At 37.9% G+C, this 13,292-nt stretch carries 9 protein-coding genes; 3 read left to right on the forward strand and 6 right to left on the reverse strand.

Annotation, left to right across the window (positions count from 1 at the left end):
- Nucleotides 1-88: 88 nt before the first annotated feature.
- Nucleotides 89-2,101, forward strand: coding sequence for an EAL domain-containing protein (locus tag MKY37_RS07335; RefSeq protein ID WP_340775434.1), 2,013 nt, complete (start codon nucleotides 89-91; stop codon nucleotides 2,099-2,101).
- A gap of 367 nt (nucleotides 2,102-2,468) precedes the next feature.
- Here the strand turns inward: MKY37_RS07335 and MKY37_RS07340 are convergent, their stop codons facing one another.
- The 3 genes from MKY37_RS07340 to MKY37_RS07350 all read right to left on the reverse strand — a co-directional run bounded on the left by MKY37_RS07340 (nucleotide 2,469) and on the right by MKY37_RS07350 (nucleotide 5,972).
- The gene (locus MKY37_RS07340; protein WP_340775437.1) at nucleotides 2,469-2,918 is read right to left on the reverse strand and encodes a threonine/serine exporter family protein; all 450 of its coding nucleotides are present in this window, start codon (nucleotides 2,916-2,918) and stop codon (nucleotides 2,469-2,471) included.
- 11 nt (nucleotides 2,919-2,929) lie between these two features.
- Complete coding sequence (locus MKY37_RS07345; RefSeq protein ID WP_445323022.1) at nucleotides 2,930-3,673, reverse strand: threonine/serine exporter family protein; 744 nt, start codon at nucleotides 3,671-3,673, stop codon at nucleotides 2,930-2,932.
- A gap of 181 nt (nucleotides 3,674-3,854) precedes the next feature.
- The gene (locus MKY37_RS07350) at nucleotides 3,855-5,972 is read right to left on the reverse strand and encodes a beta-propeller domain-containing protein (protein WP_340775443.1); all 2,118 of its coding nucleotides are present in this window, start codon (nucleotides 5,970-5,972) and stop codon (nucleotides 3,855-3,857) included.
- Between the two features lie 211 nt (nucleotides 5,973-6,183).
- On the opposite strand from MKY37_RS07350, the gene MKY37_RS07355 reads away from it, so the two are divergent.
- Nucleotides 6,184-7,500: a short-chain fatty acid transporter gene (locus MKY37_RS07355; protein ID WP_340775446.1), complete on the forward strand. Its 1,317-nt coding sequence runs from the start codon at nucleotides 6,184-6,186 to the stop codon at nucleotides 7,498-7,500.
- A 166-nt stretch (nucleotides 7,501-7,666) separates the two neighbouring features.
- Here MKY37_RS07355 and MKY37_RS07360 read toward each other — a convergent pair whose 3' ends face one another.
- The 3 genes from MKY37_RS07360 to MKY37_RS07370 are packed head-to-tail and all read right to left on the reverse strand — an operon-like array spanning nucleotide 7,667 to nucleotide 11,515.
- Nucleotides 7,667-8,860 carry an acyl-CoA dehydrogenase family protein gene (locus tag MKY37_RS07360; protein ID WP_340775448.1) on the reverse strand — a complete coding sequence of 398 codons (1,194 nt, stop codon included), beginning with the start codon at nucleotides 8,858-8,860 and terminating at the stop codon, nucleotides 7,667-7,669.
- Between the two features lie 2 nt (nucleotides 8,861-8,862).
- On the reverse strand, nucleotides 8,863-10,020 hold the full coding sequence (locus MKY37_RS07365) for a saccharopine dehydrogenase family protein (RefSeq protein ID WP_340775450.1): 1,158 nt from the start codon (nucleotides 10,018-10,020) through the stop codon (nucleotides 8,863-8,865).
- A 4-nt stretch (nucleotides 10,021-10,024) separates the two neighbouring features.
- Nucleotides 10,025-11,515, reverse strand: a complete 1,491-nt coding sequence (locus MKY37_RS07370) for an aldehyde dehydrogenase family protein (protein WP_340775452.1) — start codon at nucleotides 11,513-11,515, stop codon at nucleotides 10,025-10,027.
- Between the two features lie 158 nt (nucleotides 11,516-11,673).
- Between MKY37_RS07370 and MKY37_RS07375 the strand changes: the two genes are divergently transcribed.
- Nucleotides 11,674-12,480: a TIGR00266 family protein gene (locus MKY37_RS07375; RefSeq protein ID WP_340775453.1), complete on the forward strand. Its 807-nt coding sequence runs from the start codon at nucleotides 11,674-11,676 to the stop codon at nucleotides 12,478-12,480.
- Nucleotides 12,481-13,292: the final 812 nt, after the last annotated feature.

Below are 13,292 nucleotides of genomic sequence, written 5' to 3' on the forward strand. Positions count from 1 at the left end.
TATTTAAATGAATATATGGTATTATACTAATGACTAATTTTTTGAAACTATATATTATAATCATAGACTATTTAAGGGGGCTCTGAATATGTTTCTCAAAGAAGAATCTTTAGACTTAAGTAACACTGTTTTTAGCCACTTGCCAACACCTAGTTTCATGACAAATAACGAAGGCAAGATTGTCTGGTGGAGCCAAGAGGCGGAAAAACAATTTGGTTACTCTATTAATGATTTACAGGATACGGATGTACCACTATTTACAGACTATACGCAAGGACACTTCACGGCAAATTGGGAAGCTATTTTACATACTGAAGATCCTTTTGAGGTTAGTCCGGTAGTCCTTTACTCTAAAGATAAAAAAGCTATAAAAACTTCTATTGTTGCAAAATCCTTTGCCTGGCAGGATATGCGTTATGTATTATTTCAGATTAAAACAGATACAAATAATTTAATGGAATTATCTGCTTTTCATGAACTTCAGCTCATAAAAAAAGGATTATCAGATTCTTTCATGCTGCTCTATATAGATCGTGAAGGGCTAATCATGCATGCGAATGATAAGTTTTTGAAAAAAAGTGCATGGACCCCTAAACGAATTATTGGAAAATCATTTTGGCAGTTACTCCCGGATAATCCTGAAAATATAGCAATTGGCAACCAAATTATTACTAAACTTCGAGATGGAAAAGTATTTCAAGCTGCCGTTGAAAAAATCACAAAAGATGGAACTATTTATTGGGTGAATTTATTAGGTATTCCAGTATCCAATACCCAAAATAATACTCCTTACTTTTTATTATTGGAAGAGGAAATTACTGAAAAGAAATTAATGCAAACCAAACTTGAACAGATTGCCTATGTAGACACAGAAACAGGTTTGTTAAGCAGACATCGTCTAGAAGAAGTAGTAAATGAATATATTGAAGAAAAAAAATCATTTTCTTTTGTTTTCATTAGCATCGATCAATTTTATACGTTAAAAGAAATTTTCAATGATCAAACGGAAACAAAAATGTTAAATGAGTTTACTAAACGACTCAAAATCTATTTTGAGGATTCTATTATTGCAAGATCAGGCAGAGATGATTTTGCTATAGTTACTCCCTTAAGTGATTGGTATATTCAAGGGTTCTCCAATTATTTAAAGCAAAATCCTATTTACTTGGATAGCAAAATAATTCCGATTACTATTAGCGGAGCTATTACTAGATATCCCGAAGATCAGCAATCTTATCTACATTTATTAAAAGCTACTACAAATACGATCCAAAAGGTTAAGCTAGAAGGTGGTAGTATGATTGCTACCCTTTCGAAATCTGATCATTCGAAACTTTCTCGTAAGGTTCAAATTGAAAAACGATTACTAGAAGCATTGAATCATAACGATTTACATGTAATGTTCTTGCCTCAAAAAGATGTAAAAACTGGTGCAATAACTTCCGTGGAGGCATTAGTCAGATGGGAAGATAGCGTATTGGGTACTGTATCTCCTGAAGAACTAATCCCAATAGCTGAGGAGACAGGATTGATCAACGAAATTGGTCAGTTCATGCTTGAAAAATCTTGTGAACAAGCCGCTATTTGGCAACGAAAAGGAATACCTATCAAAGTAAGCTTCAACTCATCTATTCGCGAGTTTAGAGATAAAAACATGGTGAAGACCATTCGAAAAGTGTTAGAAAAGTATAATTGTTCTCCAGAGCTGATCCAAATAGAGTTCACCGAGAAATTTGCACTAGAGGCTGAGGCAGAAAAAGCAATCGTTCAGCAAATACAAAAGCTACAGCAAGATGGTATTGTCTTTGTATTAGATGATTTCGGAACAGGCTATGCCTCTTTACGGTATTTACAAATGCTACCAATAGGTAAATTAAAGATAGATAAATCATTCATCAATTCTATAACTCAACATGAAAAACTAGAAAAGCTAGTTCAAGGTTTAGTACAATTTGGACAATCATTAGATTTACAAGTAGTTGCCGAAGGTGTAGAAACGGCCGAACAGTTTGAGCTACTTAAACAAGTTGGCTGTGATGCGGTTCAAGGCTATTACGTAAGCCTACCAATTTCAGCTGAAGAAGTAGAAGAAATGTTATAAAGTATATTTCATTTATGGAGGTTGTCCCAAAAGATCGTTGAAAACGACTTTAGCGGACAGCCTCTCTTTTTATGTTTTAGAGTTTTAAGGGTCCTTTTATATTTTTCTATAAATGATTCAGTTAATACGCATCTAAATGGAGAATTCATCCACATCTTTATTTACTTTCTCCAGTAAGTAATTTACTTGCGTTCACTAGGCATTTACTTGTAGCATTCTCTCAGTTACTTGCCTTCGTTCTTAGTTTACTTGCTCTCCTAAGTGATTCATTTGCGGAAAGGCAATTTTCCCCATATTTTATTACTTCAGCTTTGGATTTTCACTATCCGATAAATTTTAAAACCGTGAGCAAAGTTATTCTCTTTGCTCACGGTTTTGTTTTTAATCTCACAATTACTTTCAACCAAAGTTGTGTAATAGTCTCTGCAAATACTAAACCCATTGCAATTGAACCCGAAATTAGTAAGGCTACAGAAGCATGTTCGAGAGCTAAAGCATAATTCTTCTCAACAACACTCCGCATAGCATTATAGGCAGTGCCTCCAGGAACTAATGGAATGATCCCTGCAACACTAAAAATAATCATCGGCATTTTAAACTTTTTTGCCATTAAATGTGCGACGAATGCGACGGTAAAAGCTCCAGCAAATGAAGCACTCACCTGATCCTGATTTAGTTGGTTCACGCTCATATAAACAAGCCAACCGGTCATTCCCACTATCCCACAGTAAAACAGTAATTTTTTAGGTGCGTTAAATACTACTCCGAACGCAGTGGCTGCGATAAAACTTAAAATACCTTGAGTAAGATATATCATCCTAATCCTCCCTACAGTGATAGTATTAGCGCTACTCCTGCTCCAATTGCAAACGCTGTAAGAAAAGCTTCTGCTCCCTTTGATAGACCTGATACAAAATGACCTGCCATCAAATCCCGCACCGCATTGGTAATTAGTAAACCAGGAACAAGTGGCATAACAGAACCAATAATAATTTTATCTATTTCAACCCCAAAGCCACTAGCAACTGATAAGGTAGCTATAATTGTAACGAACACTGCTGCTATAAATTCCGCAAAAAATTTAACTCTAGTCCGTACTTCTAACCGGTCTGCTATAGCATAACCAATACCACCTGCAATTAGTGCAGGTGGAACGTCCATTAGATTTCCTCCGTATAGTAAAAGAAAAGCACCTGAGGCAATTGCAGCTGCAGCTACTTGAATCCAAAAAGGAAAAGTTTTATGATCCTTCTCAATCTTTTTCAGCTCGCTAAACGCTTCTTCAATTGTAATATCACCTAAAGCTAATTTTCTCGACACATTATTTACTAATGTTATTTTCCCTAAATCGGTCGTTCTTGCATTTATTCGTACTAATCTTGTTGGAAGGTTTTTATTTCCACTAAAAATGATTCCGGTTGGAGTGACAAAGCTTTGAGATTGCGTAAGTTTCTGTGAAACAGCCATGCGATCCATCGTATCCTCTGCTCGATACGTTTCTGCACCACTTTCCATCATTAAACGCCCCGCAAGTAAACAGCTTTCTACTACCAATTCATAATCTGCAGCCAATGAGGAACACCTTCTTTCTTCCATTTAAGCTAATCTTATAGAACCAACTGTGAAAAAACAAATTCTGTTGGATATTTGTCCTTGTTTAACAAACCATTAGTGGAGGATGAAGAAAACTTCCACTAATGGAAGTTTCACCTTATATAAAATAAAGAAAGTGACTATAATAGTCACTTTCAGTCTAAAACTTTACTAATCCAGTTTGCTTATAAGTATTGATATTATAACTTTTAATCTCTTTCATCGCAATTGTATAGATTGTGTCTCCTGCGTAGACAATTCGTTGAATCGAGCTTTCCCATTCTTCATACATTTGACCAGAAACCTCGGGTCGAAGTAAGTCCCCTTTTCGTTCGATTCCATTTTCAGGCGTTATTTCGTAGATTAATGCTCCATCCTGTTTAAAATCAGCATATTCCTTGCCAGGCTGTCTCTCGTAAATGGAGACTGGGAATCCATATAAGTGTTTCTCCTGATGCTCAAAAAGCGCATGATGATCATATTGTATTGGTGAATATGTGCCTTGATCACCTATGACTTCTGTATCTTTTTCTTTCGGATTTGCAAAGTCACTTACATCGAACAAGGAAATTTTCATTCCTTCCGTCATGATCAGCGGCTCTTTCCCACCACTTTGCGTATCAACTCTCGTTTCATATCCGAAGCCAATGAGATGATTTTCATCTAATGGGTGTAGATAATTACTAAAACCGGGTATCTTTAATTCACCTAATACTTTCGGTGAAGTAGGAGTAGCGACATCTATCACGAATAGTGGATCTGTTTCTTTGAAAGTCACCATATAAGCTTTATCACCCATAAATCTTGCCGAATAAATTCTTTCGTCCTTTGCAAGACCAGTTAGAGAGCCTATCAATTTCATTCCTTCATCTAATATAAATAAGTTATTTTCCGATACTTCATTTTCGTTCCAACTATTTCCTTTCGTTGTCACTGCTCGGAAATACCCATCATGTTCATCCATGGAAAACTGGTTTAAAATATGACCCTTTAACCGATTAGAGGCAACAAATTGGATTGCTGTTTTATCTAGCGCAAATTTGAATACCTCCGTATCCATAGAGCCTGGATTCCAAAACATTTTACCTGTTGAAGTACCTTCCTCATAAATACTAGACGTTAAATATAAATTATTCTTCGACATATACAATTGTTCACTTCCACCGAGATATCCCTTCGTTATTACTTCATTTTTTTCAGGATTAGAAACGTCCAAAGCTGTGATAATACTGTAAGTCGCTTCCTTAGAATTTGGTAAGATGGAGAGATCCTCGTACGGTAAAGGTTTCACTGTATCCCCTTTTTCAGAGTCGTATGTGTACGGACGCAACTCTGTATTTTCCTGTTCTTCCATTATCCAAAAGTTCGGGTAGACATTCGTTACATAATAGAGTGTACCAGCTGTTAGCCTAGCTCCAGACATATGTCCTTCCGTCCCGACCTCTCTTTGAAGTTTCGGTTCTGCTGGATTGGAAATATCATAAAACAACGCAGTCGTCATGGAATCCATTGGCATAGACATACGTGCTATATCATTGCCACTTTGTTCGTATGGTAATGCATGAATAGAATTCTTTTGCGCCAAAACTATTAGCGTTTTATCGGATAGGAACAGCTGCATTGGATAATAATCCGAACCAATTCGAATCTTTGTTTCTTCTTTCATTTTTGTTGGATCTTCTATATTAACAACAGCTATATTATTTTCTGTAATCGAGTATATATGTGTGCCATTTGTTTTTATAATATCTGCCTCGTCTACTCCCTCTACTTGGTTGTTCGTGGTAGAATGATCACCGCTACCCCTCGCATCTGAAGATAACTCCGAAGATTCTTCTGCTGTTTCCGTAAAAGCAAACTTCTCGTTTTGAATGTTTTGCAACTTCTTTACCATTTCAAAATGGGCTTTTAACTCCGCTTCTGATTGAACAGTAGGTAGCTCTTTATATACGTGAAAAGGAAAACCAGTTTTTGTAATTCCAAGTTTGTCTTTTACACGTAAAATATATGAACCCTCATTCAAGCCCTCAATTTCTATGGATTTACCGTTTGAAGTGAGCGAATAATTTGCATCCACCTTCTTACCTTGTTGATCCTCCACATACACATCTTCATTTTCTAATGCATCCTTTCCAATAGCAGAAGAAAAAGATGCTTGAAAAACTTGACCCGATAGCACAACTGACTGTGCTGTCACAGATAATTTAGTGAAATAAAATAAGCTAGCTAAGCTGACAACTAAACCTAATATTCCTATTGAAATAATCCACCTTTTCAATATGGATCACCCTTCCTTTTCTCTTTGTTACCCCATTAGACTTTAAAAAAAGGAATTAGTTACACATATAGGAAGAAAATTCAGAAATTATTATTCACCTCAATCTCTTTTGATATAAATTAAACATTATGAATTGTATAGCGAATTAACTAGTGTTCATTTATCATAGGTTAAGAGGGGGCAGGATAACAAAACAAAGGGGGACATTAATTTGAAGGTTTTAACACGATTTACTAATTCCTTAATGGAAAGATACTTACCTGATCCATATATTTTTGTAGCAATACTAACGATACTTGTATTTTTACTGGGAGTAACTCTAACAGACTCTACTCCTCTTGAGATGGCTACTTATTGGGGAGATGGATTCTGGGGATTATTATCCTTCACAATGCAAATGGTTATTGTACTATTGGCAGGACATGTATTAGCAAGTAGTCCAGTTTTTAAAAAAATATTAAGCTCTCTTGCTGGTATAGCAAAGACCCCAGGAGCTGCTATTCTACTAGTATCAGTCGTTTCACTTATCGGTTGCTGGATTAACTGGGGATTTGGTTTAGTAATCGGGGCTCTATTTGCCAAGGAAATTGCACGACAAGTTAAAAATGTGGACTATCGATTACTTATTGCTAGTGCCTATTCTGGTTTCATCATTTGGCACGGAGGTTTAGCCGGTTCTATTCCACTATCTATCGCGACGGAAGGACATCCCTTCGCAGACATAATGGGTATTGTACCTACTACAGAAACTTTATTTACTACATACAATCTATTTATTGTAATTGCACTTTTTGTTTCTGTTCCACTATTAAACAGATGGATGATGCCAAGTAAAGAAGAAACATTCTCTATTGACCCTGCTCTACTAGAGGAAGAAGAAACTGTTGAAAAGAATACAAAAAATCTCACACCTGCTCTTCGATTAGAAAAGAGTTATATTCTAACTGGTTTAATCGGATTGCTTGGTTTGGTATATCTAGTTCAACATTTTATGAATAAAGGATTTGATTTAAATCTTAATATTGTTAACTTAATATTTATCATTCTCGGTATAATTTGTCATGGCACACCTCAGCGATTCTTAGTTGCAGTGAAAAATGCAGCTAAAACTGTTGGTGATATCGTTATTCAGTTTCCATTTTATGCAGGGATCATGGGGATGATGGTTGCTTCTGGACTTGCAGGTGTCGTATCTGAGGCATTTATCAGTATTTCTAATGAGCATACTTTTTACCTATTTTCATTTTTTGCTGCGGGAATTGTAAACTTTTTTGTCCCATCTGGAGGCGGACAATGGGCAGTGCAAGCACCAATTATGCTAGATGCTGCATCTGCTTTAGACCTTAGTTACGCTAAGACCGCAATGGCCATTGCATGGGGTGATGCGTGGACAAACATGATTCAACCTTTCTGGGCATTACCTGCATTAGCAATTGCTGGTTTAAAAGCAAAGGATATTATGGGATACTGTGTAATTATCCTATTACTAAGTGGATTAGTTATAAGTATTGGTCTATTTTTCTTTTAAACATAGTTAGATTTCAGTAGTATTCCTATCCCTCTCAGTAAGATGCTTAAATAGAATAAATGTAAATTTACGCAGATTAAGCTCCCGAATTATTAAACGGGAGCTTTTTTCTTTATTGGTCTAGCTCTTACTTTCTGCCAACTTAACACAAAGCTAGCAATCATTTTTATTCATCAAATGGCCAATTCGGTAGCATATTGCTTAACGTTTTGTCTTCACGGTAACCGAGGACATATTCTGCCTGCATGATTGTATGAATCTCTCGCGTTCCTTCATAAATAACAGGAGCTTTTGAGTTTCTCAAATATCGCGCTACCGGGTATTCATCTGAATATCCATAGGCACCATACACCTGCACCGCATCATCCGCAGCTTTATTGGCAAAATCACATGCCTGCCATTTAGCTAGAGAAGTCTCTCTTGTATTGCGCACACCTTTGTTTTTTAGCTCTCCTACACGATATACGAGAAGACGACTCATTTGGAGACCAGCTTCCATTTTTGCAATCATTTGTTGAACAAGCTGATGCCTGCCAATCTCTTTTCCAAATGTTTGACGCTCCTTGCTATATTTTACGCTTGCTTCTAGACACGCAAGAGAAAGCCCGACTGCTCCTGCAGCTACTGTAAATCGCCCATTATCCAAAGCAGACATGGCAATTTTAAACCCTTCTCCTTCTTTTCCGAGAAGATTTCCCTTTGGCACGCGCATATTATCAAAAAACAGTTCTCCTGTATTTCCTGACTTAATGCCATATTTACCTTTAATGGCTTTAGATGAGAAGCCATTTAACGTACGCTCGACGATAAACGCACTAATACCATGATGCTTTTTAGATTTATCCGTGTATGCAAAAATGATGAAATGATCCGCCACATCGCATAGTGAAATCCATGTCTTCTGACCATTTAGGACATAGTCTTCTCCGTCTAGCACTGCTACTGTAGACATCGCAGCTACATCTGAACCAGCACCTGGTTCTGTTAAGCCAAATGCTCCAATTTTCTCACCAGTAGCCTGTGGAACTAAATACTTTTGTTTTTGTTCTTCCGATCCCCACTGCATTAAAGTCATGGAGTTTAAACCAGTATGAACCGAAACTGCAGTCCGAAAAGCAGTATCGCCGCGCTCCAATTCCTCACAAACGATTGCAAGTGAATTATAATCCATTCCACTTCCACCATACTTTTCAGGCACACATACACCCATCAAACCTAGGTCTGCGAGTCTTTTCCAAATGGCAGGATCAAATGCACCGTCTGATTCCCATTTTGCTATATGAGGAATTATTTCATTATCTACAAACTGTCGAACTGTTTTACGCAATAGCACTTGTTCTTCTGAGAAGTCAAAGTTCATCTTTACTCACCTCTAGTAATGGATTCTCTTATTTCTACACCTCTTGCTGCCATTTCTCGGATATACAATTCACCAGGAACGATTAGTTCGGGAGGATACACCCCGCGATTTTTAATGACGCTGTTTCCAATCATCTGTGCAACAACGGAAATAGTATTTGCTGTTGCTCTAGCCATTGCGGTTTCACCTGAAAGGGAGTCTTTTTTGGTCGCCATTTCATACGTAAAATTGGTAGGGACCCCGTCTTTTAAACCTTCTACGATGACCCGTAGCAATACTGCGTCCTCTTTATCTCCAAGTAGTAGCTGTGGAGTTAGGACTTCCTTCAATACATCTCGTGCCTTGATCATATTGCCGTTTACATTTACCACTGTATTTTTGTTCGTTAACCCTAAGTCTACGAGGAGTTTAAATTTATCTGCGTGCCCTTTATATCGAATTGTTTTATATTCAAGCGTATCTACATTCGGAAATGATTTTGGTAGAGTTGAAGTACCGCCAGCTGTATGGAATGCCTCTAGTTCACCATACTCTTCAAAGGTAATCGATTCTACTTCTGTAAGAGATGGTACTTCTTGACACTTCCCATCTCTTATAACGTGTGAAGCATCTGTATAATGATCGAACACCCCTTCTAATGAAAAGACGATATTGTAGCCAAAAATTCCCTCAGGCTCTACTGGTATTCCTCCAACATACAATCGAATAGCATTCACTTCATCAAGTTTGGAAGCACCGTATCCAGCTAATATATTGATCATTCCAGGAGCAACACCTAGATCAGGTATTAGTGTAATCCCCTTGCCCTTAGCTTTTTCATGAAGTATCAATACATTATCTGTAGCCCCTCCAATATGTCCTCCTAAATCAATAGAATGTACTCCTACTTCTACAGCGAGCCTAGCTATTTTTTCGTTGAACGTATAAAATAATGCATTTATCACTACATCTGCTTCTTTCATTATTTTACGTATACTATCGTCTTCGTTTGCATCAAGTCTCAATACTTCAATTTTGGAGTTTTGCAATCTTTCCTTAAACATTTTCGCCTGTCCCACATCTAAATCACATAATAAAACCTTTTCCACATTCGGGCTTAATACTAAATCACGAGCTGCTTCTTTCCCCATTAACCCTGCACCTAATACAGCAACTATCATGTAATCATCCCCCTATTACTTGAGTGTCTATTTGTGCACGCTGTAATTTCCCACTATAGTCTATATATATGCTCTTCCATTCTGTATACACATCTAATGCTGCTACCCCTGAATCGCGATGGCCATTTCCAGTTCCTTTTGTTCCTCCAAAAGGTAGGTGAATTTCTGCACCTGTTGTACCTGCGTTAATATATACAATTCCAGTATCCAAATCACGCTGTGCACGGAATACTTTGTTAACATCACTCGAATAAATCGAGCTTGATAGTCCAAACTTCACTCCATTATTTACTTCAATGGCTTCCTCTAGTGAACTCACTTCTATTAAGGAAACAACTGGACCAAAGATTTCCTCCTGTGCTATTCGCATATTCGGTGTCACGTCTGTAAATAGAGTTGGTGCGTAATAATTCCCTTTTGATAGCTCCGCCTCATTTAAAATGGTCCCTCCCGTTAAGAGAGTAGCCCCTTCCTCTTGTCCAATTTTTATATAGGAATGGATTTTCTCCAGAGCTTTTTTATTAATAACTGGACCAATTTTGACCGTTTCATCTAATCCATCGCCAATCGTTAGTTTTTCCATTTGTTCTAAGAGCATTCTTTCTAAGTCTTCTCTTACATCTTTATGCACGATAACCCTGCTACATGCTGTGCATCTTTGTCCTGCAGTTCCAAAGGCACTCCATAAAATACCCTCTACTGCTAATGGAAGGTCTGCATCCTCCATTACGATTACTGCATTTTTCCCACCCATTTCGAGGGAAACTTTCTTTAAGTGACGACCACCAAGCTCCGCTACTTTACTCCCTGTCTCTGTAGAACCAGTGAACGAAATAACCTTCACTTCTGGATGCTCAATCATAGCCGTACCAACTTCCGAACCGGATCCAAAAACTACATTAGCAACTCCAGGTGGTAATCCTGCTTCATCAAAGATCTTAGCCATTTCATATGCCATCATCGGAGTTTCTGTTGCTGGTTTCCAAATGAATGCATTTCCTGCAACAATAGCAGGGAATGATTTCCACGTAGCAATCGCAACTGGAAAATTCCAAGGAGTTATGAGTCCCACCACTCCAATTGGTGCGCGGACACTCATCGCAAACTTGTCTGCCAATTCAGATGGAGTTGTCTCGCCAAACAAACGACGCCCTTCACCTGCCATATAAAATGCCATATCAATACCTTCTTGTACTTCTCCCCGTCCCTCTTCAATCACTTTTCCCATTTCTTTTGTTAACACTTGAGCTAGATGCTCTTTCTTTTCTTTCATTATTCTTCCAATCTCATATAAATAATCCGCACGTTTTGGTGCAGGAACGAGTGCCCATTTCTTTTGAGCATTCACTGCCGCTTTTACTGCAAGATTTACATCTTCCTCTGTAGATAGCTTGACCTCTGCAAGCTGCTCCCCATTCGCAGGATTTAACACTGACGTATACTCCGCACTCCCAGCATCCTGCCATTTTCCATCAATAAAATTTGTTAATTTCATTTTATTCCCTCTTTTCACTTTTAAATGTAAACGCTTCCATTAATAATATATTCGATAATTGTTTATAAATCCCTTTAAAATATTTAGAATTTTAGAATGAAACTTTTTAACTTTCATATCGTATAATTGGTTAATAACAATTTAGGAGGAGCTAGATTATGAATAATCATGAAATAGACTACAAATTATATGGAGATGATATGCAATTTGTAGAAATTGAATTGGATCCAAAAGAAACGGTTGTTGCAGAAGCAGGCAGCTTAATGATGATGGAAGATGGCATTTCAATGGAAACTATTTTCGGCGATGGCTCCTCAGGTTCTGGTGGTAGCGGTGGCGGTCTTATGGGCAAATTAATGGGTGCAGGTAAGCGTATGCTTACAGGAGAAAGTTTATTCATGACAACATTTACTAATACCGGTAGTGGAAAAAGACATGTCTATTTCGCATCACCTTATCCAGGCAAAATTATTCCGATGGATTTAAGTCAATACCGCGGCAAAATTATTTGTCAAAAGGATGCATTTCTAGCTGCAGCTAAAGGGGTTACGATTGGCATTGAATTTCAACGTAAGCTAGGAGCAGGTTTCTTTGGTGGTGAAGGTTTCATAATGCAAAAACTAGAAGGTGATGGTCTCGCTTTCGTTCATGCAGGAGGAACTATCCATAGAAAGTCTCTACAGCAAGGTGAGGTTTTACGAGTAGATACTGGATGTCTAGTAGCAATGACTGCGGATGTAGATTACAATATCGAAATGGTCAAGGGAGTTAAAACAGCCTTATTTGGTGGAGAAGGATTATTCTTCGCTACTTTACGTGGCCCGGGTACCGTATGGATCCAATCACTTCCATTTAGCAGATTAGCTAGTAAAGTATTTGCTGCTGCCCCACAAACACCAGGTGGTGGTTCAAAAGGTGAAGGCAGTATTGCAGGTGGATTATTTAACATGCTTGGTGGGAAATAAATACTTATTTTAGAGAATGACTCGCTTTTTGGGTCATTCTTTTTTTATTGGGTTTTATAAACTTTGTTGTTGCGCATATCAGGTTAGATGTTGCGGATATACATCTGAAAGTTGCGCATACGTATTCCAATGTTGCGTGTAACCAAATGAAGGTTGCGCATAACTAATTTGTTGCGCATACTGTGCTAAACGTTGCGGATATACATCTGAAGATTGCGCATACTGTGCTAAATGTTGCGGACATACATCTGAAAGTTGCGCATACGCATTCCTATGTTGCGTGTAACCAAATGAAGGTTGCGCATAACTAATTTGTTGCGCATACTGTGTTAAACGTTGCGGATATTCATCTGAAGATTGCGCATACTGTGCTAAATGTTGCGGACATACATCTGAAAGTTGCGCATACGCATTCCTTTGTGCCTATAACTACTGATGGTTGCGTCCAATAAGCCATAAAAATGTGTCTAAGTTTGTAACACATATTCAATACAAAAAAGTCGACTTTCCATTCCCTTTTGAACGGAAAGTCGTTTTTTTAATATTGATATTGACTGGCGAATATGCATTCCCTTATATTTCCATGCTAATTAGAGCCGTGGGTGCTGCAATCATAACGGTGTCTGCGATTCATTAAAAATTGGTGCCCAACTTGCGATTCCTGAGGGGCTTCTTGCGATTTGGCTATATGATCTTGCGATTTTCGTGACTGACCTTGCGATTCGGAGGCTCTAACTTGCGATTCAGTAAAAATTGGTGCCCAACTTGCGATTCCTGAGGGGCTTCTTGCGATTTGACTATATGATATTGCG

This window comes from Psychrobacillus sp. FSL K6-2836, from assembly GCF_038003085.1.
Lineage (GTDB): Bacteria > Bacillota > Bacilli > Bacillales_A > Planococcaceae > Psychrobacillus.

What these genes read in the sequence shown, in the direction of transcription:
- MKY37_RS07365 (WP_340775450.1), bottom strand. Translation starts at nt 10,020, where the DNA reads ATGATAGTTGCTGTATTAGGTGCAGGGTTAATGGGGAAAGAAGCAGCT.
- MKY37_RS07335 (WP_340775434.1), top strand. Translation starts at nt 89, where the DNA reads ATGTTTCTCAAAGAAGAATCTTTAGACTTAAGTAACACTGTTTTTAGC.
- MKY37_RS07370 (WP_340775452.1), bottom strand. Translation starts at nt 11,515, where the DNA reads ATGAAATTAACAAATTTTATTGATGGAAAATGGCAGGATGCTGGGAGT.
- MKY37_RS07360 (WP_340775448.1), bottom strand. Translation starts at nt 8,860, where the DNA reads ATGAACTTTGACTTCTCAGAAGAACAAGTGCTATTGCGTAAAACAGTT.
- MKY37_RS07340 (WP_340775437.1), bottom strand. Translation starts at nt 2,918, where the DNA reads ATGATATATCTTACTCAAGGTATTTTAAGTTTTATCGCAGCCACTGCG.
- MKY37_RS07375 (WP_340775453.1), top strand. Translation starts at nt 11,674, where the DNA reads ATGAATAATCATGAAATAGACTACAAATTATATGGAGATGATATGCAA.